Genomic DNA, 25,322 nt, shown 5'->3' on the forward strand with positions numbered 1-25,322 from the left:
ATTATAAATTATGAAAAAAATTATTTTAGGATTATTTGTGATATTATATTTAGGCTGTGATAAAGATGAAAATATTCAAATTGAAGCTCCGCCAGAAAATATTGAAATTGAAATTGAAGGATTAAATGGTTTTGACTACAGTGATGTAAATGCCTTATCAGCTTCAAATGATATAGAAATAGAAGCGGATGGAACTTTTCAAAATCCTTATCAGGATAATGGCATCGAAGATTTGCCCGTGCTTTTTGTTAAAAATGAAACATTACTTTATGGGTATTTTCCGCATACATTAGCAACTAATAAAGTCACTACTGATGATATAATATTATTTTTCGCGATGCTATATCCTAATATAGCAATAAGGGGATGGGAGCATCAAGATTTAAGAAATTTATTGACTTCTCATGATAGCTATGACCAAATGAAAACGGTGGTTTTAGAAAATTTAAATGCAGGCTTACCTGTTTTAGAAAACCCTGATTTTATTGATTTTTTACGAGAACTCTCGCAAAGTAGTATAACAAGTATTACTGGACGTGGAGCGAATGACGTAGTAGCTCAGTTTCAGTTTGATTACAAGAGAGATGGAACTATTGAATGGGTAGAAGAAGTGCCTCTATTTTCTACTTTAGGTATGACCATAAAAAATTTAGAAACGGATGAAATCGTTTTTGGACCAGAATTACTTAAGACAAAAAATTTAGAATTTAATACTCAATCTATAGCTAATTGGATTTCAGATCAATTTTCTACTCCTCTAAGTGATCCTGTACAGAGTTTTAACCTTTCAGAAGATGGAAATTATGAGGTGTTATTGTCTAATGGATTTTCGTATAATGAAGAGCTAAATACTATGCTTGAAAATAGATTTAAAAGACAATATGCAGCTACTTCAGTAGGTCTTGTTTTAACATCTGGTTTGAAAACTACTGCCGGTTCAAATGAGTGTCATGAAGCAATTGCAAGTTTTTATGCGCAACAATTTACGTTTGTAACAAATATGCTAATTACAAATGAGGTGCCTACAAATGATGATATGTTACAACATCTTAAGAGTACAGGTCTTCAGTTTTTTAACAGTGTAAATCAGTGTACAACAGGAACTGTAGTTAAGAAATTTTTTAAATTTTTAATAGGTATATCATTAGGGTTATTAAATGATGCATTAGATATTTCCGAATTAATTTTTATGACGAGAGATTATAGAGGGTCAAACATTTTGGTACTAGAAAATAGATATTTTGATAATGGCGTGTCTTTTGGTTATTTACAGGAAATTGGTAATACAGATATGATGAGTTTTACTGGTACTCCAGAGAGTGAATTTCCATATACAAGAGAATTTAAGGAGTTAGTTGAGAAATATGATATTGATAGAGGACTTACTACAAGTGAATTTTTAAATGTTAATGAGTGGGTTTCTGCAGAAAATTTACCCTTTAATGTGAATTTATTGGAAGGTGACGCTGAATTGGTAGGTGATTTTGGTGTTAAGGAAACTAATTCAGAAGGAAAAATAAATTTGAATTTGTTGATGGGAGAGTCAGAATCAATAATAGAAATTGAGCCTGATTTTGAAAATGATTTTATAAATGGAAATGAAATAGAGATGATTTCTGTTGGAGCGTGTACTGTATTTACTGATACTAGAGATGGAAAAGTCTATCAAACCGTACAAATTGGAGGTGATTGTTGGTTTGTTGATAATATGAATTATGACAGTTATAATAGTATGTGTTACGATAATAATGATGAAAACTGTGAGACTTATGGGAAACTTTATGATTATGCAGCAGCTACTAGTGCTTGCCCTCCAGGCTCTCATTTACCTAGTTCTACTGAATGGCAATCTCTTTTTGATGCCTTAGGAGGAATCGATATTGCTGGAGGAAAAATGAAATCTACAGATTTATGGAATACGCCTAATGTTGGTGCTACCAATGAAAGTGGATTTAATGGTCTTCCGGGAGGAAATTGGACTACTTATCCACCACCAAGTGGCTCATCAGGTAATATGGGAGGGATTGGTTATTGGTGGGCTTCAGATGGGTCTACAATAGTACTTAATAGTGGTTCTGAAAATGTTAGTTTTGGTAGCCCTAATTCTGATTTTAAATTTTCGTGTAAATGTATTGTTGATTAAAAAGTAAATTAGCGAAACTATTTATCACTAATAAAATTTTTCAAATAAAAACCTTTCATAAGTAAATATAACTTGTGAAAGGTTTAATTTTTTTTTTTCTAAAGTGACACTATTTTTATTTTAATGTAGTTTGCTTTGTTCTACTATGCAATTGTTCCACCTGGTGCTCTATTATTTAACGGTGTTGTGCACCGTTGGTTTAGCAACTAAATTAGTAAACATTTACGAACCCGTGAATATTCCGCAGGAATATTCGCAAGTAGGGAAGAACCTAGCAATTAATTATACACGTTGTTGTGTGCAGTTTTTGTTCGTTGTGATTGAGCGATTCACGATTTAATTTAGTTTACTAATATTGAGGTTGTACGAACTTGACCTGATTCAACTGTTAAAGAAGGATGAGTAATACTTTCTAAAGAAAAACCATTTGAAACCGTTAAAAAAGCTTCAAAGTAATATGGTCCACTACCATTTTGCATTACATAATCTTCTAAATCAAAACTAACTTTTCCTTCAGAATTACTAGTTTCTTGAAATAAAATTTCAGGTAATGGCTGATTTTCTTGCACTTCTTCATTAAAAATCATTACAATATAGCCAGATTGCGCATCATTTGAGCTATTTATTACAGTTAAATTTACAGTGGCTGTCGTTCCGCCAGTTGTTGTTCCTCCAGTTGTTGTAGTTGTTTCTGATTCAGAGTCGTCTGAAGAACAAGAGAATAAAGTTCCAATTAAAAGGAACAGCATAAACATTTTTTTCATTTGTTTTGTTTTTAATTATTAATTTTTGTTGTGAACCGCTCAAATTGCACACAACTCGTTATATCATAACTTTTATAAGTGATATCCTATAAATTTAGCGGGATATAACAAAAGTTACTTGTCCTAAAAATTAGGCGTGTTAAAGTTAATTATATTTATGAATATAGCTATACGTAGTTGTACGTATATGTCTCTAAATCATGGCTAAGTTAAAAGTTTCTGTTCTAGATAATTTACGGTAAACCGTAATGCTTGAGTTATAACAAACAAAACCCTATAAAACGCTAAAAACCACCAGGCTTTTGCTAGGTGGTTTTTAAATTAATAGTTAGAACATGCTATAAAAGCATTGGTTTTTACTTTTAGGATTGGTTTAACAGATATCGATGGCATAGCATATATGCAATAGCGCTTACTTTTTTACCATTATTGGCTCTGGTTTTTGCCATCTTTTGAGCCATTGAATAAGCTTAACCAAAGCTTGACCAAATACAATAGAGGATGATAAAAACAAGCGTGTTAATACACCAATTATATATATCATGTTATATGATTTTAATCTACAAATTTGACTGTTTTAACTGCTGTCTTAATACCATCTTACTTATTGGATTACTTTTTTTTATAATTATTGATAGCTTGCTGTTGCTGTAAATCCTGCTGTAACTTCTATGGTAGCGTTATTCACAAAGTAGTTTTCTACGATTTCAGTTGCCATTGTAGCTACGCATTTTGGATCTCCTGGTTCTTTAGGGAAAATTGCAGCTTCCTGCCACTGAGCTCCAGCAATACCTTTAATTTCTTCTACAATTTTGGTGTCAAAAAATCCCGGTAGTATGGAGTTAACTCGTATGCCGCCTGGTGCAAAATTCACAGACATTTCTTTAGTTAAGCCTAACAAACCTGCTTTACTAGAAGCATAACCACAGTTAAATCCTGGAGAATGTCTTTTATTTGCTGATATTGATGATATAAAGATAATAGCACCGCGTTCTCCTTTCTCATTAGGTTTATTCTTCATCATTTCGAAAGCTGCTAATCTACCAGCGTCAAAATTACCAATTAAATTAATGTTTATGTCTTTAACAAAGGCTTCTAAAGACCCCGGTCCTTCGTTAGTGTACTGCCAATTAAATGACCCGCCAGATTGAACGCTTTCTGGAGTTGGCGCCATTGGTAAAGCCCACGTAAGTCCTCCACCTCCTGCACAGGCTAAAAGTACATCTAGTCTTCCCCATTTGCTCATGACACCATTTACGGCGGCTTGCAATTCGTCGGTTTTGGTCATATCTGCTTTATAAAATATAACATTTGCCCCGTATTCATATGTGAGGGTTTTTCCTTTTTCCTCATTAATATCGGTAACCATTACTTTTGCTCCTTTACTAAGGAATAATTCCATACTAGCTAACCCCATACCAGAGCATCCGCCAGTAATCCAAATTACTTTATCTTGTATTTTCATATGATAATTTTAGTAGGTTTACTATTTAAGAAAATTATGTAATGTAGTTCCCCAAGTTAGTATCCAGTCATATTTCAAATAATAAGACTCAAGTATTTCTTTTACTGGTAAAGTACGACCCGTATCTAAACGTATATCTCCATTAATTTTTCCTTCAAGAGGTCTCATTTCCTTCATTTTTAAAGAACCATCAACCATACCGGGTGTATTAATCTCTAAAACATCCCAACCATTTCCTCTAACATTAGGAATGGCTTTACAAACTAATAATGGGCCTTGAGGTACCGCAGATCCAAGATTAGCTGGTGTTTCAGATGTCCAAGTTTTAAAGTCTACATCGCATAATGTTTTTCCGTGACGTTTTTTTATAACACTAACATCACTTGTTCCAAATTCGCCATCTACAGAAAATAGAGCTTCTCTTTTTGGGTATCCGTATAATACTTGACCACTTAAAATAGGTGATATGGTGCTTTCTGGATCAATAGAACCTAAGTATAACTGCGCAGCATATTCACCAATTACAGTGTCTCCATTTACTTCTATAGAAGCAGGAACAGATATAACAGACTCCCAATAAGGTCTAATTTTTTTCTCTGTACATTCAAACTTATTAATTCTTAGTAATACAACATCTTCGTAACCTGGTACAAAACTCAATCCTTCAGGTAAAAACCCTTCAAGAGCAGCTTTATCCGTTTTAAAAGCTATGGCATAGGTTTCAGAATCTGGGAATGAATAATCTGGTCTATCAAAATTTGATGTTATTTCATTTGGTATAAAAAATTGTTTTTTCATGATTATATTTTTTAAAATTATTAATTATGCACCTAAGTGCTTATTATTCTTATGTTTAATTATTGATGTTTACATAAATCTATTTAAAAACGCCATTATACCGGCAGCACCTGGGTAGCAGATTTTTTTTCCTTTTTTAATGCTTTTTTCAACCGCATTTACAACAGCTTCAGGAGAAGTGGTCATATATTTTTTGAAGAAAGTACTATTGAACATATCGGGTTGATCCGTTTCTTCTGCTTGTTTTAAGAGCGGTGTATTTACAGCCGGCGGACAAACCAATAATATTCTAACCTTAGATTTTTTGTTTTCTTCAATTAATACTTTGGTATAAAAATTATTAGCGCTTTTTGTAGCACCATAGGCACCAAATTTGGGAGTAATCAACATCCCTGCCGTAGAACCGTAAATAATGACATCGCCACTGTTTCTTTTTAACATTTGAGGCACTACAGTTTGGCATATATTAACCATTCCACTGTAGTTGATTAGCATTAACTTGTTGATATGTTCTGCGGATAAGTCTTTCAACAAACCTGCTGGCATAATCCCAGCGCAATTAAATAAACGGTCTATAGGTCCTAAATTGGCAATTACTTTGCTAATTACTTCTCGTACTAATTCAATATTTGTTACATCGCAATAGTAGGGGTGTATGTTTTTAGATCTGGAAGCTGTTTCTTCTAATCCTTTTTTATTTACATCTAAAATGGCAATTATAGCACCTTCTTCTGTAGCTAGTTTTGTGGCGTGTAATTGTCCTATTCCACTTGCTCCTCCAGAAATCAGTACTATTTTATCTTTGAATTTCATAGGCTTAGAATTTTATATTGTAGTTAGAGTCGTTATCTCTTTCTAATACAAAAGCATAAGGGAAATTGGGAGAATCCCCTTTTTTATCCATAAGCCCCAATACGGTATTCTCATTAATTTTTATAAAATGATCATTAATAGGTTTATCATCATATTGCATTGTTGCCGTTGCTTTTCCTCTATATTCAATCATTCTTAGCCGAGCACCAGACTTGTTTGTTTGTAAAAATGGTTTTGCTAATGACATTAAACTACCTATAATATTGCTAGGAACTTTTACATCCATAGAAAGTTTCTTAGGGTTTACAGCATATAATTGCGTTTTATTCTTTGCAAAGAACACTAACGGGTGTACTTCTTCGGGAGATTTAAATACTTTTCCGTACCAGCCAGAAGGGACTAACATACCATCTAAAGAATGGCCTGTTTTAATTTCATAACCTTTCCAACGACCGGTCATAAAATCTAAGCTTACAGGTTCTAATTGGTCATAAATTCTTAATACGTCAGATACATCTGCTTTTCTATTACTTAGTATTTCGTTTAAGAGTTCTGTGTTTACTTTTTTATTATTTGTGTCCATAATATGCTATTTTAACTACTTGTACATAATTGAGTGAATAACTCTAATACAAAAGTATAATAGCGTTCAAAGTAAATAACGCACCATATGGTGCAAATAGGTTTTATGGGATTGGTTGTGTTTTAAAAATTACATTTTTATGCGCAGGGCGATGGGCAATACTTTTTATTATTAAATATTTGAATCCGCAAGATCTTTATTGATTAACATCATATTTAACTATGGTTGTACCTATAAGATGGATGCTATTTTGGTATAAAAAAATGAGGGTTTATTGTTGTTTTGAAAAAACACGTCTAAATGTGTTTCTATGAATTCCTAAATAGGAAGCAATATGCGAATATGGAAATAATTCAAAAGCTTTAGGCTTAAACTTTTGTAGTAATTTTATTTTTTCTTCAGCGGAACCAAGTTGTAGTATCTTGCTTCTTTGCAAGGCATATTGAAATTGCTGTTTAATAAGTAGCATTTCTAAATGAAGAAACCGAGGATACTCTGTGTAAAGGTTTATGATATCGTGGATATAAAAGAAACTTACAAATGATTCTTCCTGAAATTTAATATTTAAATTAGAGTTTTCATTTTGTAAATAGCTCTCATAATTAAAAAGGATATCTTGATTGTTAGGGTAGAAGAAGTGTTTTATAACTTCTTCGCCATTATCATCTATTATATAGGAATACGCTGTCCCTTTTAAAATTAAGCCGATTTTTTTACACGGACTTCCTTCTTTCAGAAAAAGGTCATTTCGTTTAAAGACACATGTGGTTAAATGTTGCTCTAAAATAGATATTTCTTTAGCCGTAAGGTTAAAATAATCATACTTATTATTTATATGTTCTGATATATTTATCATTTTAAAATAGCTGCGTTTTCATTTTAAACAAATTTAAATAATAAAGTGATTTTTAGTAAAGTTAGTTATGCTAAACTCTTATTAAATAATAAAGTGGTTTGAATTAAAACTCAAACCACTTTTATTTATTTGCAGTGTTTAAAATAGCTTATTTTAAATTTATTTTAACGTCCACGTTTCCTTTCAAGGCTACAGAATACGGACATACTGCGTGTGCTTTTTCTAACAATTCTTGTGCTTTATCTTTTTCTACACCTTTAACTTCTACATCTATAACTGCTGTTAAACCGTATGAAGATGGGTTTTGCATTGCTAAACCTATGTTAGCTGTAGTAGCCGATTCTATTGCAATTTTTTCTGCGCCAGCAACCATTTGCAAAGCACTATCAAAACAAGCTGAATAACCTGCGGCAAATAATTGTTCTGGATTAGTGTATTTTCCACCTTCTCCACCCATTTGTATTGGCATTTTTAAATCAAATTCTATAACACCATCTGAACTTTTTACATGACCGTTTCTTCCTCCTGTTGTTGTTGCTGAGGTTTCAAATAACTGTTTCATAATTTTTATCTTTTATTTATTATTACTCGTTTTATCTTGTATTATATGTAATAACTTAACTAGATTATTTCTGAATGAAATTAGTTCCGATTCATCAAAATCTTCAGTTGTAAAAGCACTTAGGATTTTTTCAGGGATTTCAGCTGCTTGCTCTTTTAATTTATCTCCTTTGGTACTTAAAGACACCATAACCGTGCGTTCATCTGTTTTAGATCGAACTCTATGAATAAGTTCTTTTTGTTCTAAGCGCTTTAATAATGGCGTAAGTGTATTGGACTCTAAAAATAAACGAGCACCAATATCTTTTACAGACATTTGCTTGTACTGCCACAAAGCCAATAGTACCAGATACTGTGGATAGGTAATATCTAAGGGTTTTAAGTGTGGCGTATACATTTTTGTAGTTAACCGAGAGGCCGCATACAATGGAAAACACAATTGATTGTTAAGCTGTAACTGTTCGCAAGAATTACTCATAATTATTTTTTTATTTTATTTTTAAGATAAGCGAATGCTCCTGTAGACCATAAGGCCCATAAAATTAAAAGAGGTTGAAAGAACAATCGAATAAATCTTTTTTGATCTGTATCTAAGCCAAAGGCACTAATGCCATTAGTGTATTGTGATATATTACCAGGAAAGATTAACACATAAAATAGGGCTAAAGCGATACCTGCTTTTATTTTGTGTTTAGTTAGGAAAACCATTGCCAATCCTAATGAAATTTCCACAATACCAGAAGCGAGTACTATAAAATCCATGAATAGCGCATTGTCTGGTAACCACCGAGGTACTTGTGCTAAAAATTCTTGTCTTTGAAAAGTTAAATGTCCGACACCTGCTAAAAGCATTAGTCCTCCTAAAATTACTCTAGCTATGTTTTGAAAAATAGATGTTTTGTTATTCATATCGTAAAAGATTAAATCGTGTGCGATGCAAATATAATAAAAATATTTAGAACACCTATTTTACAATCTTATTGTTTAATTATTACCAACGGTTCTGTGTATGGTTTACTTAGTCTGTTGGCTGCGCTCGGGTGTGGTGTGGTTAAGCAACTTAGTTAGTAACCAAAACACCGATAGAAAGTCTGTGAGGATTTTTAGAAGTAGGGAAGACCAGCAATTACTTTTAGCCATTGTTGGCAGCTGGTTTTATTTATTGTTAATTATCAATTGTTCTTTAATCAGTTGTTTTAATTCTGTTACAGGTGCTTTTTGGTTAAACTTAATTTGGACTGTACTTTTCCCTGTTTTATATCCTTTTTCTTCCAAAATTTCACGCATTTCTACAGTTAAAGAATCGATACCAAAACTCACGTGTTTTTTAGCCAAGGAAAAACCTGCAAGAATGCCGTTGTATTTGTATATCGGCACATTCCAACTTATGCCACCTTCAGCTTTAGGTTCTGTAGCTTCAATTCAATTTTTGAGTTTGATCATTACCTCTTGTGCTTCTTTTGGTGAATTGTCTATAAACTCATCAATTGTTTTAGGTTTTAAATCTTTCACTTATATTAATTTTATGATTGCTATATATAACTTTAATTAAATTAGAATAAATAATTTTAATTCATTCTCTATTAGGTCTTATTTTAAGGTTTTAAAGATCTATTTAGTTTGTTATAAGTTACATATAAGACAGATTATAATTGATGTATACACAACTCGTCTAAACACCAAACTGCTTTAAATGATGATCTGTATGTTTATAAACCAAAATTCCAATTTGTTCTTTGGTCATTTTACCAAAAAAGTCGTGGATAAAATATGGGTTATTATAATTTTTATAATTACGTAGCATATCAATCCAATTCAATTTTTCCGACTCTAAATCGCCCACTTTGGCTTGTGGTTTAAATTGGTCTGAAGTAGGAATGTTTTTGGCAAATGGTTTGTCATCTTTTATCATTCTTTTCAGCGCTATTTTACCGAATATTTTACCTATAAAAGCTTGTTTGTAAGTATGATGTTCTGTCCCAAGTATCCATCCATTCCAATACGTATTGTGTTTTAGCATTTGGATAACATTCATTTTACCCCATTGCCTTTCGCTTTCATTGTTAAGTTTCTCGATTCGGCTAATCAACTGCGCTCTTGTATTGTTATTAAAAATGGTTTTCATATTTATAATTTAATGCCGTATGAAGTTATTGCTTTTATTTTTTCGCCCTTTGCACTTTGAAAGACATAAAAATCTGAAAACGCATATTGCTTTCCGTTTTCCATTTTTATCCATCCATTAACGGCACCCTCTTTTCCGTGGGATAGGATTTCCTTCTTTCCCTGGCTCATCTTTTTCGTAGCGCTGTAATTCTATCACTTTTGAATTATTGAACAAATCGATATAAAAATTCATCGCTTCTTCAGCGTTGTTTTTTTGAAATGTTAGAAACGTGGTGATTTGTTGTTTCATCATTTTGATTTTAAATGTTGTTTTAGTTGTCGCAATGGTTCTTCAATCGCCATAAGAACATTGCGCAATTGTAATTACACCATCTATACAATCTTATGGCTTTCTTTTAGTTCGGTTATTTTGAACTTTGTAATATATCCTTCATCAAAATCAAATTCATTGGTAAAACCAACTTCTGGTTTCATTTTAAGCTTTTTTGCCCCAACGTTTCCTAATCTATTTACTGAAATTAGTGTTTGATATATTGTTGAAATTGGTGCTTTGATTTTGTTGATATGCACTATACCTTCTTACTTTATCTATTTAATTCAGTGAGTGAAAGCCTATAGAATTCCCTTCGGTATCCTTGATGATGGAAATAAAACCGTGTTCTCCAATGGCCATTTTTGATTGGATTGTTTCGGCACCATTTTCAACGGCTCTATTTTCTAACACTTTACAATCTTCACAACCAAAATAAACAAGGCTTCCATTGGCCGAAGGTTGTATTGCTTCCATTTTCACCAAAGCACCAGCTGCCCCATAATTTTCCATATCGCTTGGAAAACCTTTCATTTGCATCATTTCGTTAGAAGTATCGCTCATCTCTTCAAATTTGATTTGCAAAACAGTTTCGTAAAACGTTGTCGCTCTATCCATATCGTTTACATAGATTTCGAACCACACTACAGGATTAAATTTTTTCATCTTTTATTGTTTTAATTTTTGGTTTTACAAAAGTGAAAAAAGTTAAGCAATAAAAACTTGCCCTATGGCAAGTTCTGATTTTGGTGCAACACTTCTTTTCTTATTCTACTTAAAGAGGTGTCGGTAATGCCTAAATAGGTAGCAATGTATTTTAGGGGGACTTCTTTTATAATTTGTGGTTTTGCATTTAACAGTTCCAAATACCTTTGTGAAGCACTTTGTGTATGCATCGTAACGGCACGGTTTTTTGCTGTAAAAAGTTGGTGTGACATCCAAGTACGACCCCATTCTGTAAAACCATCTATGGTACTATACAGGTTTTGAAAAGCATTGAAATTAATTTTATAGACTTCACAATCTGTTAACGCCTGAATGGTTTCTTTGGAAGGGATACGAAGAAATAACGAAGCAACTTCTATTAAAATATCGTTGGGACCAAAAAAGTCAGTTGTAATTTCGTTGCCCTTATAATCGATAACATACGCGCGAAACAATCCTTTTTTAATTAAATAATATTCGTTACTTATTTTACCTTCTTTAAGTATGGTTTCATTTTTAAGAAACTCAACTTTTGTGTGTGCTTTTATAATTGATTGGTAATCCTCTTTTTTAATGTTAGGATGCTTGTATATATTTTCAAAGAAGTTTTTTTTCATGGTTCATTGTGGGGTTTGTTGCCAACGGTTTTGAGTATGATTCACTTCCGTCTGTGCGCTGCGTTGGAGTGCGGCGTGATAAAGCACCTAATTTAGCAAAATAAAAACCGAATAGAAAATCTGATAGAATTTATGCAAGTAGGGGAGAGCTAGCCATTAATTTTATACGGTGCTGTGCAGCGTTTTTTAGCCGTTATTTTATATCATCTGAAAAATGTCCTCCGTGTTTTCCTTTCGAGAATTTGGCTTTATTAAAATCCGATGAATTTCCTTTTGGGATTGTCAAACTTTTCCATTCATTTCCTTTAATCATTCGCCCGACATAAACGATTTGTCCTATATGATATACATAATGAGCAAATTGTCGATTTATAGCCTCTATAATTGAATGAGATTGATTTCTAATAAATATTTCCGTATCAAAATTCTCTTTATTTATCGAGTTCAAGGCGTCAAATAAGCATTTCCAACCGTCATTCCATTTTAAGAATAATTGTTCTTTTGTTTTAATTACTGATTCAAATTCCAAATCACGATGCCGCCATTCTTTTTCGCCGTCAGAAGTAAGGAAATCAGTCCAACGTGATTTCATATTTCCTGAAAGATGATTCACTATTATCGCGATAGAATTTGATTCTTCGTTAAACTGCCAAAAAAAATCTTTTTCATCAAGTTGCGCGAATGTTTTTTCTCCTACAGATTTGTAATACTCAAACTGCTTTTTAATGCTATTCAGATATTCTAATTCCATTCTCGATTTTTTTTTCAAATGTTGCACAACAGTTTTGTGTGTGATTAGTGGCGGGTTTAAGCACCTAATTTAGCAAAATAAAAACCGAATAGAAAATCTGATAGAATTTATGTAAGTAGGGGAGAACTAGCAATGGATTATATATGTTGTTGGCAGCTGGTTTTTATTTCATTTATTAATTTATAAAATTCAGTTCCGTTAAATTTAGACCATTTTTTTGAGTACAATCGTTTCTCATTTTTAATCAGCCTAATTTCAGGTTCAGAGCTTTTAAAATATAGTTCAACATTATATAATTTTATAACCCAACTTTTGAAATGTTCATTTGGGTTTTTTAATTCCAAGTTATTGTGAAATATTATTCCGTTTGATTTGAATATTTCCGCAAATATATTGTTCCAGTATGAATAAGTTCGGTTTTGTGTTAGTTCAAAGTCAACAATGTCAGCTATAATTCTTTCAAGTCCACTATATTCATCAGTTCCTTCAATTCCGATTAAATTTCCTGTAATTCGAGTCGCATTTATATTATACCAACCCATTCGGGTTTCGTCAAAATCAAAAGTCCAATCTGGAAATGTCGTTACTCTCATTCTTTATAGTTTGGGTTTTGTTAATTTGCTGCGGACGTTGTTGTATATGGTTTGTTGCGTGGTTAAGCACTTAATTTAGCAAATAAAAACCGAATAGAAAATCTGCGAGGACTTTCGTAAACTGGCTAAAACCAGCAATTAATTTTATACGGTGTTGTAAATAGTTTTTTTTAAAAATTCATTGATAATCCAATTCCGTTTCCTTTCGCTATAATTTTAAATTCAGGCTTAAATTCATAGTATGATGTAGAATTCAAAGAGGAATTATATAATTCAACAGCTTTTTTAGCATTCTTATTGACACCTGAAGAAATCGGAATTCCAATTGCAATTAATCCAGCTCCAATTCCAGCTAAAGTCCAATTTGCATCTCCACCTCCAATAGCAGTTCCAATCGGCCAACCAACTAAAAATCCACCAGCACCTCCAATAATTGAAGCTATGGTATTATTCGATTGAGCTTTTTTAATTAAATCAAAAGCTTTCTGATTTGACTCCATTGTTTTTACCAAATCTTTCATTTTCATTAGTTTTCCGTTTTGGGTGTATTTGTATCCGCCAAATACTTTTTCTATTTCAATTTGTTGAGCATTGCAAAAAGTCAAAGTTGCTAAAGCAAAAGTTAGGGTCAAAATTGTGTTTTTCATTTTCTAAAGTTTATTGCCGAGTTAAATTATTTACAAAGTGTTTGTATAAGATTGGTTGCGTGGTTTAAGCACTAAAGTTAGCAAATAAATCACAGATAGAAAGTCCGCGAGGACTTTCGTAAGTAAGCTATAACTAGCAATGAATTATACACGTTGTTGTAAATAGTTTTTTATCGTGTGTAAATCAAAGTAAACTGTTCATTTGTTGGGATATCTACACTATTCATTTCGACATCTTCTATGCTACCAGTATTACTTTGAGCAATACTTTTAATTCGTAAATTTTGAGAAGTCAAAACTTCAATCTCGAAGGTCGTTATTGAGTCATCGACTCCTTCCATATTACCTTCTCCTTCTACAATTCTATAAAGAGTTTCATCATTTTGGTCAAGGACAAAGTCATAAGTGGCATATCTGAAATCACAATTTTCAAATCCGTCTTGAGTAATATCAGGCTCGGTTCCGATTTCATCAACGATTATAAAATTAGCGATAAGATTTTCTAAAAAGATAACACCTTCGCCTTGCTCACAATCACCAAGTTGAATTGTACTTCCATCGATTAGTTTAGATGTCAATTTCCATTCTCCAAAAATTGTTGCATTTTCAGATTGTTCATTCGAATCATCTGAAGAACAACTCAACGTAATTACATAAATAAAAATTCCAATTAGTAGGTTAAATTTTTTCATATTATTTTGTTTTAAATTATTTACAACGTGTTTGTATATGGTTAGTTGCGTGGTTAAGCAACTAATTTAGAAAATAAATCACAGATAGAATATTCCGTAGGAATGTTCGTAAGTCGGCAGTGACCAAGCAATTAATTATGCACGGTGTTACCAAAAGTAATTTTATAAACTTTTTTTATCTAACAACTCTAAATATTTTTTCAGAACAAGATTTTTTCTCTTTTCTTTTTTATATGCTTCATACAACTCTGTATGTTTTTTCAACTCTTTCTTTATGAATTTTTTCGACAACAAAAATCTCTTATTGTTTTTTAATGAAACTACCATAGTTTCATCACTCCCATTTGTGCCAAGATTAGTATTTGGATTAATTATATCATTTCTAGGATAGAAAAAATCATAATAGATATATTTTTCTCCTATGAAATTCGCTTTGAAGTACATTTTATCTTGAAAATCACAATCTTCACAAAATTCAGATGGTAAATAAAGATTTTCGCCGTCTGAAAACCCGAAAATTTCTCCAGTTACATTTCTGTTTTTGTCTTTCTCTTTATCAGAATTAAATTCCATGTAGTAATACGAAATTTGACTTTTGCCTTTAAATACTCCTAAAGATTTGTTTTTTCCTTTTTTTATTTCAAAATTCAGTTCGTAATTAGGATAATTAGATTTAAAATTACTTTTCCATTCATAAACACCTGATTTTATTTTTTGATTTTCATTTTGTGAGTGTGAATTAAATACACTCATTATTAGTAAAATAATTATCAGTCTCATCTTTTTTTTTATTTTTGGTAACGTTTTTGTATATGGTTTGTTGCGTGGTTTAGCACGTAATTTAGCAAATAAAAACCAAATAGAAAATCCGCGAGGATTTTCGTAAGTAAGCTAGAATTAGCAATAAATTATATACATTGTTATCTCTCGTTATTTTTATCTATATTAATCTTGATTTTCTTTAAATAATTTTCTCATATCACTTTCTAGGAATTTATAAATCCAATTTCTAATTACACAGTATTCATCAACGTCCGATGTGTTGATTCTGTCAACGGTTTTGACTGGATAACGAGCATAATCATTCACTCGCAATATTGAGTCCAGAGAAAAACCTCTAAAGCTTTCAATGCCATCATTATCAAAGGCATCTTGCATACTAATGAAGTCTTTAAAAGAAATTTCGAACTCGTTATTTTTAGAAGAGCAATAAGCGAATCCTCGAATATCTGAATCTTTTGTATAAAAAATATATTTATGGGGAATTGTATTGTAAAATGTGAATTCGTTTATCATTGTTGGAAAGCAATACTCGACAAATTCCTTATAGCATATTTCTAACTTTTTGAAGAATTCTGAAATATAAATTTTGGATTGTGATTCACTATACTGAAAACTTCTAATTTGATTCCAGTTATCTTTTCTGTTTTCTTCATAAAAAGCTTTAGCTTCAGGTATAGACTTATCTGGTAACGGTAAATAATGGTCTTTAATTTCGCTATGGCCATTTTCCATCAATATGTCTATAAATTTGCTCAATTCTTCAAATGGTGGAACATCACCAATCGTTCTGAACTTTGGAATTTCAACTTTTTCTTTTAATGCTTTTTCGACAGTTTCTTTAATCAGATGTCTTTCTACACGTTGCCTCCTATAAAATTCGGTAAGTTTAAATTTATTTATTCTTTTCTTTAAGTCATTTAAATCTATAGGATAAATACTTTTGAATCTAGGTAGATAGTATTCTTCAATAGACATATTATAATCAAGTTTTTTGTTATAGAAATAGAGAATTACTGAAACTTGTTCTATGAGTAGTGTGTTTGAATTATAAGCATTTAACTTACCTTTTTCAACTATCTCTTTTAATTGTTTGTAAACGTTTTGTTTTATAATTTTTGGTTGGTTTTTAACAAACAACGAAGTATTACTTCCGTAGACAGTTTGCACTCCCATTTGCAAAAGTATGTTGTCTTCATATTTTCCGCCAAAAGGGTCACCTAAATCATGGTAGGTAATTTTATTTCCTGATTTAGATTTGATTGGGATAAGAGAATAACCATCTTTTTTAATAAGGTCTTTTGGAAGTACAATTCCAATATCTCCATTCGTTTTGGGGTCAAATTTTTCTTTAAATACTTTGAAGTTATGTTCAAGGTAAGAGTCATAACCTATAACATAGCTTTGTGCTTTCTCCTTTTTGAATTGAATTAATGTATTTAAGTGAGAAGTATTAGCATTTTCAATATAAAAATCCAATGCACTTTTACCTATGTAGTTTTCATAAAAATCAGTAAGTACGCTATAGAATTCGACATCATTAAGTTTGTCCAATTCATAACTATGAAAACAAATTATGTAATCTCGTATTTTTGAATAATAGAAAGAGATATTATATAATTCTTCATTGTTAGATTTGATAAGTATGTTCCTAGTAAATAAATCTTCAGGGATATTTTCATCAAGAGAAAAATTTAATTTTTTCAGAACATGGTTTATATCTATACCCTCATCATGAAAAGATTGCCAAGATGTATATTCATGATTAAGAATAATATTTCCAATTGCAGAGAGTGTTCTAATCCCTGATAAGAAACCAATACTTGTCTCTTCTAAAGATTGTTTTAGATATTTTTTTATTAATTCTCTGTCATTTATTTTTTTTGGCACATGTTTGCCACTATAAACTTCACTAAAAATTTTTAAAAAAAATCCATTTCTTAATTCAAGTAACAATGATTTTGAAATTTCTCCTTTAAAGCCAAACTCAGTTTGGTAAATGGGTATGATGTTTTCCAATTCGTCATCTGTAAAATCAGTTAAAAGAAACCCTGGATTATTGTCTAAACTACTAATGCTGTTTTGAGATTTATTTATCTCGTCATAAAGGTGTGTTGGTTTTCCGTTGATTTTTAAAATGTTATTCCAAATATTTGATTTGCAACTAACGATAATTTTAACCTTATCTAAATTTTTTGCAACTAAAGCTATTTCGCTTAATTCGTGAGCAATATTTGGATTAGTGGATTCATCTATAGCATCAATAAATATTAGAACATCTTTGTTGGAAAATCTACCTATTTCATCTAGTTTTTTAAGTACAACGTCAGTCTCTGTTTTACTTGAAAACGCAATATTCAAATCTTGTGATATGCATTCTAAAGGTGATGTGACTATGGCAGCATTATAAAATAAAACAAATGCATTTTCTAACTTTTGAAGCGTCAATGAACATATTGCATTAGTTTTACCTACGCCTGCCGCACCAATTAACCCAAATATGGACTTATTGGATTTTATAAAATCTTCAAAAGCAACTTGTAGTTCTTCTCGTTTAACATACAGTTTTTTAACAAATTTGGAATAAGGACTATCGAAACTTCCAATAATCTGTCCCATTCTGTCGTATACTTGAGTTTCACAAAAGGTTTTTAAATTGTCTGGCGATAAAGAAATAAAATTCTTAAGTGCCTCATACCTAATTCTTAAATCTTGTTCAGTTGAGAGAGAATAACCATTTTTCCAAAAAGAAGACTGGTCGGAAATTTTAGTGCCTGATAATTCCTGCCTTGAAATAGAATCAAAAATTCTTGTTGTTTCTCCGTTGGAAATTATTGTAAAAGGGGCAATATCATCCATTAATAATCTTGCGTAAGAAATACCCTGTTCTATGTCATCCTGCGTAATTGGAATAGAATCGTTTTTAAGCTCAATTACAAATAGATTTTTATTGTGTCTTTTACAAAGGATGTCAAATCTTCCAGTTAGGTGTTTTTTCTTACCTAGCCTAATTGAAAAAGAATCTTCCAAAAAAATTTCCGAAATATCAAAACCCAAGTCATGAATGTATGGTAATATTATTTTGGCTTTTATTTCTTCTTCGGTCATAAATTTTATTCAATCTAAAGTGTTGGTTTTTAATGAGAGATAACTCGTTATATCATAACTTTTATAAGCGATATCCCATAAATTTAGCAGGATATAACTAAAGTTTACTATCTTAAATAGTAGGAGTAACGAAGTTAATTCTATTTATTGATATAGCTATACGTAGTTATACGTATAGCTCTATAAATCATGTGCTAAGTTAAAACTTTTTATGCTATAAAATTTACGGTAAACCGTAATGCCTATAGGCTAATGTAAGGTCTGTTATTTTTCTTATTAATGTTTTGTCGTACCGTGTATCATTACCGTCAACGTGATTGTATAAGATTAATGGCGTGTTTAAGCACCTAATTTAATAACTAAATACCAGATAGAAAATTTGCGAGGATTTTGGTAAGTAGGCGAGGACTAGCCATTAATTTTTACGGTGTTAGGCATTCATTTTTTAACTTTTGAATACCTTAAATAAATACTATTTTACTACTGTAGCTTCTAATTCTACTTTTAAAGTTTCAAAGAGGCTTTTTACTTCTAGTACAGTGCTTGCCTGTTTTATGTTATGCTCAGTTACCCAATTTTGGAAAACATCAAAACACGAAAAAAGCTCTTCAGATGAAGTTGTATAAATATTTAATCTCACAATATTTTCACATTCATATCCAGCTTCCTTTATAACGCTTTCCAAATTTTCTATAGCTTGAATTAATTGGGCTTTCATATTGGAAGTGCTTGATTTTCCATCATCATCTATGGCTGTTTGCCCAGAAATATAGAGCGTGCCTTCTGGCTTTGTAACTTCAACGGCTTGTACATAACTTCTTTCATTTTGCCATTCCCACGGGTTAATTATTCGTTTTTCCATTTGTTCTTCTTTTTTATTTTGTGCTAATGTTGACACCGTAGTTAATACTATCATTGCTAATATTTTATTTCTCATAATTGCAATTTTGTTTTTACACTACAAATATTTGAATAATAGTATTAATCGAGCGTGACATACATCACAATTATAAAAGAAGCTTAAATATTAAGAGGAAAGTCGACTAAGTGTCTCGCGCGAAACACCTAAATAAGAGGCTAAAAGCGTTTTGGGAACTCGTTGAAATAATAAAGGATATTGTTTAAGAAGTTGTTCATACCTTTCTTTAGCATTTGATGTTAAAAAAGATAAAATTCTATTTTGTGAAGCACTATGTCCTGAGTTAGATTTCTCTAGAAAGAATTGTTTCATTTTGGGTAATTCAGTCGATAGTTTTTGATGATTTTTAAAACTTAAGGAATATACTGTAGTGTCTTCTATGCACTGCAAAGACATTTTAGCTTTGGTTTGTGAGAAATAAGCTGAAAAGTCACTTTCCCACCAATCTTCCATTGCAAATGATACAATGTGTTGTTTTCCGTTTTTGTCATCGTAAACTAATTTTAGAAGTCCATTAATAACTAAATAACAATTCTTTACATCTTCTCCTTCTTGAATAATACAATCATTTTTTTTATATTTTTCGAATGAGACATGTGATAGAATAAGTGAGAACTCCTCATCTGTAAGCGGTATTAAATTTTCAATATGTTCTTTTAATTTTTCTTTCATCAAACAAGAATTCTAATTTTGATGCCTTGAGTCAAAATGATGCCTATTGGTGGTTTGGTTATTGGTAAGTAGGGAAGAGCCAAGCCATTAATTCTACACGGTGTTGCCACACGTTTTTTAGTTACTTACGAAAATTAAAGCTGTTTTATAATCTTTTTTATTCCCACTAGAAAACACCATTCTATCTTCCTCTAACTCGATTAATTTTAATGTAAAAAACGTACTACTGAAAATTTCATCTGTGATTTCTCCCCGTGTCATAGTCAACCAAACGCTCCCTTCTTCTTCATAAAAAGTATAGCTTGCTTCGGCTATTTCTGAATCTCCATAATAACAGTTTTCATTTCCACTAATTACTTCTACTTCATTATCTGTTTTAAAAATGTAGATATCATCAATTAAACAATCATTTTGATCACTTAACCAATTATTATAATTCTGATAGTAAGCTTCTAATTCCCAAATCTTAGAGCTATTGTTGTGTAGTAAATCTAAATCTTCAATGGTGTAAATTTCATTTGAAGTATCATCATCCTTACTGCATGCAGTAAAAACAATTAATAAAAAAGTAAGTATTATAGGTAATTTTAACTTGCTCATAAATAAGGTTTTCTTTACTGTTTCAATTATTATGCCATTTTTTTTCATGTGTGGTGGCGTTAAAGATATGGCAAGTTGGACAGAAAAAAGCAATTACTTTCCGTTTAGCAACAAGCCAAATCTTTTTATTTTGTTTTAATTTTTCTCTTTTAATACTAAATCAAAAGATTTGGCGACTTTGCAAATAGACAACAACCTTTTGGTTAAGCACTAATCGCCCAATTGGCTATATATAGTGTTAAGTGCTGTCTTTTATTCAATCATTTGATTATTCAATCTCTCAAATTCAACTAATAGTTTATTAAGTTTTGCGTTCTGTTTTGTAATTATTTTAGGTCTTAAATAAAACCAATTTATCGCAATCCAAAGTATGGTAATAACATAGGTGATTATTCCCCAAGTGATAGTCATTTTAGAAACATATTCAAAAAGATATAGCCCAATTCCTAAAGAAAGAATTATAAAATAAGTACTTAACATTGTTGTTTGTTGAAATGTTTGTTTTTCTTTTAATTTTATAAGTTGTTGGAGGTATTCCTTGCTATTAGGTTCTGTTTTAGTTTTAGAAAGTAAAGAAAATTGCTTATTGTACGGTAGCAAAAAAATAATCACAGCTAAAATAGTTAATATAATACCAATCTTAGTCGTTACTAATTCAGGTTGATAATAATACCAAATGAAGCCAATAAAAGTGATGGTTAGTAAGAGTGTGATGTTGACTATTATTAGTTGTAAAAAGCTTCTACTTTTTAGTTTATTTGCCTTAGCATAAAGAATTTCTACTTTTGGAGTTTCTATCTTTTGTTGATTCCATATTTTTTTTAAATCTATATTAGTTTCCATTTTTCTTGAATTTTTGTGTTAATTTTTCTTTTATTCTGTGAATTTTAACTCTAACGTTGCCTTCAGACAGACCAACAATTTGAGCTATTTCTTTTTGATTCATATCTTCTAGTTCCAATGATATGATGATCCGTTCTACTTCTTTTAGTTCCGAAATACATTGATATAAAAACTGTGTATCCTTCTCTATGTTTGTTTCTAAGATATCATCCTTAATCTCTAATGGTAATTCAGACTTAGGCATTTTGTTATCTTTTTGAATCTGCCGTAAGCAGGTATTAGATGCAATCCTAAATATCCAAGTTCCAATAGAAGCTTCGTTTCTAAACTTGGGTAATTGTTGCCAAACTTTAATAAATGTTTCTTGAGCCAAATCTTTTGCTCTATCAGTATCATTTACATAACCCATACATAGCCTAAAAACTTTTTGCCAGTGTGTTTTATAAATAGTTTCAAAATTCATTATTCAGTCCATTTTATTAATGCGTTGATAAATTTAGTTTGTTGGTCAATAAAGAGGTTATGCGAACAGTGGTTTAAATAAACTAAATTATTTTCCCCAACTACATTTTCAATGTTTTTTACTTGACTCTTTGAAAAGAGACCATCATCTTTACCATAAAGACCAAAAACAGGTGTGCCATTCCTCACGATTTGTTTTAGATTTTTGTTTAAATCTAACGTCGTATAGTTTTCATTTTCCCAAAACCCTCTTGGCGCTTCATAGGTCATTTGTGAACTATATTTTATAAGCAAGCTATCTGTTTTAAATTTTTTATAAATAGTTAAAGCTTCTTGTGTTGGCGCTTTTGGATAATAAAATCCGTTTTGCATAGCGTGACTAAAACAGTATGAACTGTACTCTATAGCGCTTTTATCCATTTTTTCTAATATATTTATGTAGTTAAGATTAACTGAATCATTATTGCTCGTGTAAATTGATTTTGATGTTTTTAATATGGTTGAAAGTGTTTCTTGCATGGAAAGCGGTGCTGAGACGAGAATAATAGATTTAGTTTTATTTGGATGCTTTTCTGCATATAAGGTTGCAATTACACCACCGAAACTATGTCCTATTAGTGTTGCTGATTTTAAATTGAATTTATCGTAAATTAAATTTATATCATCAAAAGTTTCATTAAAAGTGAATTTTGCATTTTTATCTGGCGACCTTCCTTCGCCACGTCTGTCGTAAGTAATGACATAAAAGCCATTTTCTGAAAGTTTCTGAGCTGTTGTTGATTCAAAACCCACAGAATTATATCCTGGCCCACCGTGAAGGTAGATTAGCGGGGTATCATTTGGATTACCAAATGCTTTTGAATAAATTGTTTGAGAATTAACTACAAATGTAGCTACTATAAATACGAATACTGTTAGTGATTTTTTCATTTTGTTTCCTTTTATTTTTCATTTAGATACAAGGAATGTCAAAATGTTACAAATTATTTTTCTTAGGTTGCATACGGCGTTTATGTATAAGAATAGTTGCGGTTTTGTGTGCGAGGATTTTCCGTAGGAAAATCAGACGTAACAAAACTGCAACGACCTTTGGTTAAGCACTAAAATAGCAATTATTTTTATACAGTGTTGTATGCAGTTTTTATAATTTTATTGGTGGTCCAGCTTGTCCGATAATTTCTCCACCAAAATTTATTAATTCAAATAGTCTTAAAACCGCAATATTCAATTCATCTTGATTGCAATAATACCCGTTTATTTTTCCGTATTCAGTATAGTCCGAAATATTAAATCCTTCCTCAATATCATTATACCAAATTATTTTTCGTCCGCAAATTGCAACAACCCAAAATCCGCCACCTTCATTTCCGAAAGTCGGTTCACTCCATTTTTCAGGACTTATGTTTATTAAATTCCAAAAATTCAGATACTTTTCTTCTAATTCAGATTCCGTTTTCCAAATTTCAGAGTAGAGTTCTTTTTCGGTTATTGGTTTCCAAATGTTCATTTCAGTTCTGGTTTTTCTTAAATTGCATACAATGTGTTTGTGTAAGATTAGTTGCGTGTTTAAATAACTAATTTAGCAAATAAAAACCGAATAGAATATTCCGCAGGAATATTCGTAAGTAGGCTAGAACTAGCAATTAATTTTACACGTTGTTGTGCATAGTACTTTTATTCTTTTCATAAATCCATTTAGTCGCATAAATACTTAAAATTCCGCCTAAAATCGTAGCCCAACCAACAAAAATCCAACTCCATAAGCAAAACACAAATACTCCAAAAATTCCAAGTAATGGGTCAATCGGTTGAGAGAAGAAATGTTCTCCTAAAATCCAATATCGGAAGTTCAGTTCCAAAGTTATGATATACCAACACAACCAATGAGAAATTAATCCAGTTACTATTGCAGCAATTATATAATTCGTGTGGTTAAATCTTTTCTTTTTCTCAATAAGATATTTCGCGATTAATTTTGCAGTTACAAATCCAGAAATTCCAGAGTAGATATAGAAATAATTATAATCTTTATTTGTTGTCGTATATGCAATCCAAATTCCAACAATAATTCCAATTATCGAGAAGAGTAATCCAAATATGGTTGAGAAAGATTTTATTTTCATTTCAAGGCGTTTCGGTATTATGCACAACTCGTTATATCATCACTTTCATAAGTCTTATCCCATAAATTCAGCAGGTTAAACCTCTTTTTTAGGGGCTAAAAGTCATGAGAAACGAAGTTAATTAGATATCGCTTTGTAAAGCCTTTTCTATTTTTAAAATTATTAAAAGTTCTTATTTAAATGTTTAGCAGTGTTTAATGAACTAAGCATACATAACGGTTTTGTGTATGATTAGTGGCGTGTTTAAGCAACTAATTTAGCAAATAAAAACCGAATATAAAATCCGCGAGGATTTTTGTAAATAGGCAAGAAGCCAGCAATAAATTATAGACGGTGTTGCCTGTCAGTATTTTTGCATTAATCTTTTACTTTCATTAGTTGACTATATAATTCATCTAAAAACCTTTGTTGATTTTTATCTTCCTTAAAATACCTTTGATTATTTACACCACAAGATTCTATATCCAAAATATTATTTTTGTTAAAAGACCAATCATTTGTGTTTTTTACAGTTATTCCCAAATCATTATTACAACTTAACCATAGATTAGAGAATTGTGTTTTCTTATTACTATTCAACTTATCGAAATCGGCATAAACAGAAAACCCTTTCATTTCTGAATTAAAAAATTTATGAATAGAAGTTATTGGTACTCCTGCCCAATCTATTGTTTTTCCTTCTTTTAAAGAAATACTTGTAATATCCTTCTCGTTGAGTGGTTTTTTTTGTTCATACTTTTCCCAAAAGTAACGTTTCTTATACGTTATTTTTGTTTCTTTTGGCAAAAGTATATTATTCACAACTATTGGTTTAGTGGTTATGAAATAAGGACTTTTATCAGGCGTGTTAACCACCCACATTGAACCAAGTGCGCGCAAGTAGAAATAAAAACCCCCAATTACGATGAGTAATATTACACCAATTATTATTAATATTTTTTTGGCTTCCATTTTTTGTTATAGATTCTGATTTTCATATTGCAGGTAACGTGTTTGTGTATGGTTAGTTGCGTGTTTTAGCAACTAATTTAGCAAATACAAACCGAATAGAAAATCCGCGAGGATTTTCGTAAGTAAGCTGGAACTAGCAATAAATTATATACGGCTTAAGTTAGCAATTAAATAAAAACACTAAATTAAGATTTATAAATTAGAAAGCACAAAAGAGAGGAGTAAGGTTATTATATACGCAGAGACTTCAGATCTCGTCAACATTGAAAATCCCCTCTCTTTTCTACACAGATTTCGTACAGTTCTATGAGGCTTTAAGACCTCGATTTTAAGTCGTTGAAACTCGCGTAGATTGTCCTTTGAAAAAAACATTTCTTATGAATAAAGATATTAAATATTTTGGAATAGACATTAGCCATTTGGTTTTTGATGTCACAGA

General features: G+C 31.1%; 32 protein-coding genes. 2 read left to right on the plus strand and 30 right to left on the minus strand.

Features of this window, described 5'->3' with window-relative positions; all coding sequences use genetic code 11:
* Positions 1 to 10: 10 nt before the first annotated feature.
* On the plus strand, positions 11 to 2,143 hold the full coding sequence (locus HM982_RS13490; protein WP_179353769.1) for an FISUMP domain-containing protein: 2,133 nt from the start codon (positions 11 to 13) through the stop codon (positions 2,141 to 2,143).
* Between the two features lie 341 nt (positions 2,144 to 2,484).
* Here the strand turns inward: HM982_RS13490 and HM982_RS13495 are convergent, their stop codons facing one another.
* The 9 genes from HM982_RS13495 to HM982_RS13535 form a co-directional block, all read right to left on the minus strand.
* Entirely contained in the window at positions 2,485 to 2,907 is a 423-nt protein-coding gene (locus tag HM982_RS13495) for a hypothetical protein (RefSeq protein WP_179353770.1), read from the minus strand.
* A gap of 628 nt (positions 2,908 to 3,535) precedes the next feature.
* Positions 3,536 to 4,372 carry an SDR family NAD(P)-dependent oxidoreductase gene (locus HM982_RS13500; RefSeq protein ID WP_179353771.1) on the minus strand — a complete coding sequence of 279 codons (837 nt, stop codon included), beginning with the start codon at positions 4,370 to 4,372 and terminating at the stop codon, positions 3,536 to 3,538.
* Positions 4,373 to 4,393: 21 nt separating this feature from the next.
* Positions 4,394 to 5,170, minus strand: a complete 777-nt coding sequence (locus HM982_RS13505) for an acetoacetate decarboxylase family protein (RefSeq protein WP_179353772.1) — start codon at positions 5,168 to 5,170, stop codon at positions 4,394 to 4,396.
* A 69-nt stretch (positions 5,171 to 5,239) separates the two neighbouring features.
* Positions 5,240 to 5,983 (minus strand): SDR family NAD(P)-dependent oxidoreductase, encoded by a 744-nt coding sequence (locus HM982_RS13510; RefSeq protein ID WP_179353773.1) that lies wholly within the window; start codon positions 5,981 to 5,983, stop codon positions 5,240 to 5,242.
* A gap of 4 nt (positions 5,984 to 5,987) precedes the next feature.
* Entirely contained in the window at positions 5,988 to 6,566 is a 579-nt protein-coding gene (locus HM982_RS13515; protein ID WP_179353774.1) for a DUF4334 domain-containing protein, read from the minus strand.
* Positions 6,567 to 6,837: 271 nt separating this feature from the next.
* On the minus strand, positions 6,838 to 7,422 hold the full coding sequence (locus HM982_RS13520; protein WP_179353775.1) for a Crp/Fnr family transcriptional regulator: 585 nt from the start codon (positions 7,420 to 7,422) through the stop codon (positions 6,838 to 6,840).
* Between the two features lie 148 nt (positions 7,423 to 7,570).
* Positions 7,571 to 7,984, minus strand: coding sequence for an organic hydroperoxide resistance protein (locus tag HM982_RS13525; protein WP_179353776.1), 414 nt, complete (start codon positions 7,982 to 7,984; stop codon positions 7,571 to 7,573).
* A 12-nt stretch (positions 7,985 to 7,996) separates the two neighbouring features.
* On the minus strand, positions 7,997 to 8,461 hold the full coding sequence (locus HM982_RS13530) for a MarR family winged helix-turn-helix transcriptional regulator (RefSeq protein WP_179353777.1): 465 nt from the start codon (positions 8,459 to 8,461) through the stop codon (positions 7,997 to 7,999).
* Between the two features lie 2 nt (positions 8,462 to 8,463).
* Entirely contained in the window at positions 8,464 to 8,892 is a 429-nt protein-coding gene (locus HM982_RS13535; protein ID WP_179353778.1) for a DoxX family protein, read from the minus strand.
* A gap of 100 nt (positions 8,893 to 8,992) precedes the next feature.
* On the opposite strand from HM982_RS13535, the gene HM982_RS18730 reads away from it, so the two are divergent.
* Entirely contained in the window at positions 8,993 to 9,535 is a 543-nt protein-coding gene (locus HM982_RS18730) for a hypothetical protein (protein ID WP_246296801.1), read from the plus strand.
* Positions 9,536 to 9,655: 120 nt separating this feature from the next.
* Here the strand turns inward: HM982_RS18730 and HM982_RS13545 are convergent, their stop codons facing one another.
* The 21 genes from HM982_RS13545 to HM982_RS13645 all read right to left on the minus strand — a co-directional run bounded on the left by HM982_RS13545 (position 9,656) and on the right by HM982_RS13645 (position 24,883).
* Positions 9,656 to 10,108 (minus strand): DUF1569 domain-containing protein, encoded by a 453-nt coding sequence (locus HM982_RS13545; RefSeq protein ID WP_179353779.1) that lies wholly within the window; start codon positions 10,106 to 10,108, stop codon positions 9,656 to 9,658.
* Between the two features lie 2 nt (positions 10,109 to 10,110).
* Positions 10,111 to 10,278, minus strand: a complete 168-nt coding sequence (locus tag HM982_RS13550; protein ID WP_179353501.1) for a hypothetical protein — start codon at positions 10,276 to 10,278, stop codon at positions 10,111 to 10,113.
* Positions 10,226 to 10,402, minus strand: coding sequence for a VOC family protein (locus HM982_RS13555; RefSeq protein WP_317167432.1), 177 nt, complete (start codon positions 10,400 to 10,402; stop codon positions 10,226 to 10,228). The genes HM982_RS13550 and HM982_RS13555 overlap by 53 nt, the downstream gene beginning before the upstream one ends.
* A gap of 80 nt (positions 10,403 to 10,482) precedes the next feature.
* Positions 10,483 to 10,680 carry a hypothetical protein gene (locus tag HM982_RS13560; protein ID WP_218849844.1) on the minus strand — a complete coding sequence of 66 codons (198 nt, stop codon included), beginning with the start codon at positions 10,678 to 10,680 and terminating at the stop codon, positions 10,483 to 10,485.
* 22 nt (positions 10,681 to 10,702) lie between these two features.
* Positions 10,703 to 11,086, minus strand: coding sequence for a VOC family protein (locus HM982_RS13565; protein WP_179353781.1), 384 nt, complete (start codon positions 11,084 to 11,086; stop codon positions 10,703 to 10,705).
* A gap of 62 nt (positions 11,087 to 11,148) precedes the next feature.
* Positions 11,149 to 11,742: a Crp/Fnr family transcriptional regulator gene (locus tag HM982_RS13570; protein ID WP_179353782.1), complete on the minus strand. Its 594-nt coding sequence runs from the start codon at positions 11,740 to 11,742 to the stop codon at positions 11,149 to 11,151.
* Between the two features lie 193 nt (positions 11,743 to 11,935).
* On the minus strand, positions 11,936 to 12,493 hold the full coding sequence (locus HM982_RS13575; protein ID WP_179353783.1) for a DUF1572 family protein: 558 nt from the start codon (positions 12,491 to 12,493) through the stop codon (positions 11,936 to 11,938).
* A gap of 137 nt (positions 12,494 to 12,630) precedes the next feature.
* Entirely contained in the window at positions 12,631 to 13,086 is a 456-nt protein-coding gene (locus HM982_RS13580; protein ID WP_179353784.1) for a hypothetical protein, read from the minus strand.
* Positions 13,087 to 13,256: 170 nt separating this feature from the next.
* The gene (locus tag HM982_RS13585) at positions 13,257 to 13,733 is read right to left on the minus strand and encodes a hypothetical protein (RefSeq protein WP_179353785.1); all 477 of its coding nucleotides are present in this window, start codon (positions 13,731 to 13,733) and stop codon (positions 13,257 to 13,259) included.
* Positions 13,734 to 13,903: 170 nt separating this feature from the next.
* The gene (locus tag HM982_RS13590) at positions 13,904 to 14,425 is read right to left on the minus strand and encodes a hypothetical protein (protein WP_179353786.1); all 522 of its coding nucleotides are present in this window, start codon (positions 14,423 to 14,425) and stop codon (positions 13,904 to 13,906) included.
* A 162-nt stretch (positions 14,426 to 14,587) separates the two neighbouring features.
* A complete protein-coding gene (locus HM982_RS13595; protein ID WP_179353787.1) occupies positions 14,588 to 15,178 on the minus strand; it encodes a hypothetical protein in 591 nt (196 codons plus the stop codon).
* 192 nt (positions 15,179 to 15,370) lie between these two features.
* The gene (locus HM982_RS13600; protein WP_179353788.1) at positions 15,371 to 18,313 is read right to left on the minus strand and encodes a type I restriction enzyme HsdR N-terminal domain-containing protein; all 2,943 of its coding nucleotides are present in this window, start codon (positions 18,311 to 18,313) and stop codon (positions 15,371 to 15,373) included.
* A gap of 472 nt (positions 18,314 to 18,785) precedes the next feature.
* A complete protein-coding gene (locus HM982_RS13605; protein WP_246296821.1) occupies positions 18,786 to 19,175 on the minus strand; it encodes a RidA family protein in 390 nt (129 codons plus the stop codon).
* A gap of 165 nt (positions 19,176 to 19,340) precedes the next feature.
* On the minus strand, positions 19,341 to 19,904 hold the full coding sequence (locus HM982_RS13610; protein WP_179353790.1) for a Crp/Fnr family transcriptional regulator: 564 nt from the start codon (positions 19,902 to 19,904) through the stop codon (positions 19,341 to 19,343).
* 117 nt (positions 19,905 to 20,021) lie between these two features.
* Positions 20,022 to 20,504: a hypothetical protein gene (locus HM982_RS13615; RefSeq protein WP_179353791.1), complete on the minus strand. Its 483-nt coding sequence runs from the start codon at positions 20,502 to 20,504 to the stop codon at positions 20,022 to 20,024.
* 252 nt (positions 20,505 to 20,756) lie between these two features.
* Positions 20,757 to 21,347, minus strand: a complete 591-nt coding sequence (locus tag HM982_RS13620) for a hypothetical protein (protein WP_179353792.1) — start codon at positions 21,345 to 21,347, stop codon at positions 20,757 to 20,759.
* Complete coding sequence (locus HM982_RS13625) at positions 21,337 to 21,810, minus strand: RNA polymerase sigma factor (protein WP_179353793.1); 474 nt, start codon at positions 21,808 to 21,810, stop codon at positions 21,337 to 21,339. Before HM982_RS13625 ends, HM982_RS13620 begins: the two co-directional genes overlap by 11 nt.
* The gene (locus HM982_RS13630; RefSeq protein WP_179353794.1) at positions 21,810 to 22,739 is read right to left on the minus strand and encodes an alpha/beta hydrolase; all 930 of its coding nucleotides are present in this window, start codon (positions 22,737 to 22,739) and stop codon (positions 21,810 to 21,812) included. The genes HM982_RS13625 and HM982_RS13630 overlap by 1 nt, the downstream gene beginning before the upstream one ends.
* 211 nt (positions 22,740 to 22,950) lie before the next feature.
* Complete coding sequence (locus HM982_RS13635) at positions 22,951 to 23,316, minus strand: hypothetical protein (RefSeq protein WP_218849845.1); 366 nt, start codon at positions 23,314 to 23,316, stop codon at positions 22,951 to 22,953.
* A 142-nt stretch (positions 23,317 to 23,458) separates the two neighbouring features.
* The gene (locus HM982_RS13640) at positions 23,459 to 23,932 is read right to left on the minus strand and encodes a hypothetical protein (protein WP_179353795.1); all 474 of its coding nucleotides are present in this window, start codon (positions 23,930 to 23,932) and stop codon (positions 23,459 to 23,461) included.
* Between the two features lie 357 nt (positions 23,933 to 24,289).
* Positions 24,290 to 24,883, minus strand: a complete 594-nt coding sequence (locus HM982_RS13645; RefSeq protein WP_218849847.1) for a hypothetical protein — start codon at positions 24,881 to 24,883, stop codon at positions 24,290 to 24,292.
* Positions 24,884 to 25,322: the final 439 nt, after the last annotated feature.

It is taken from the genome of Winogradskyella vidalii (assembly GCF_013403955.1).
In the GTDB taxonomy this organism is placed as follows: domain Bacteria; phylum Bacteroidota; class Bacteroidia; order Flavobacteriales; family Flavobacteriaceae; genus Winogradskyella; species Winogradskyella vidalii.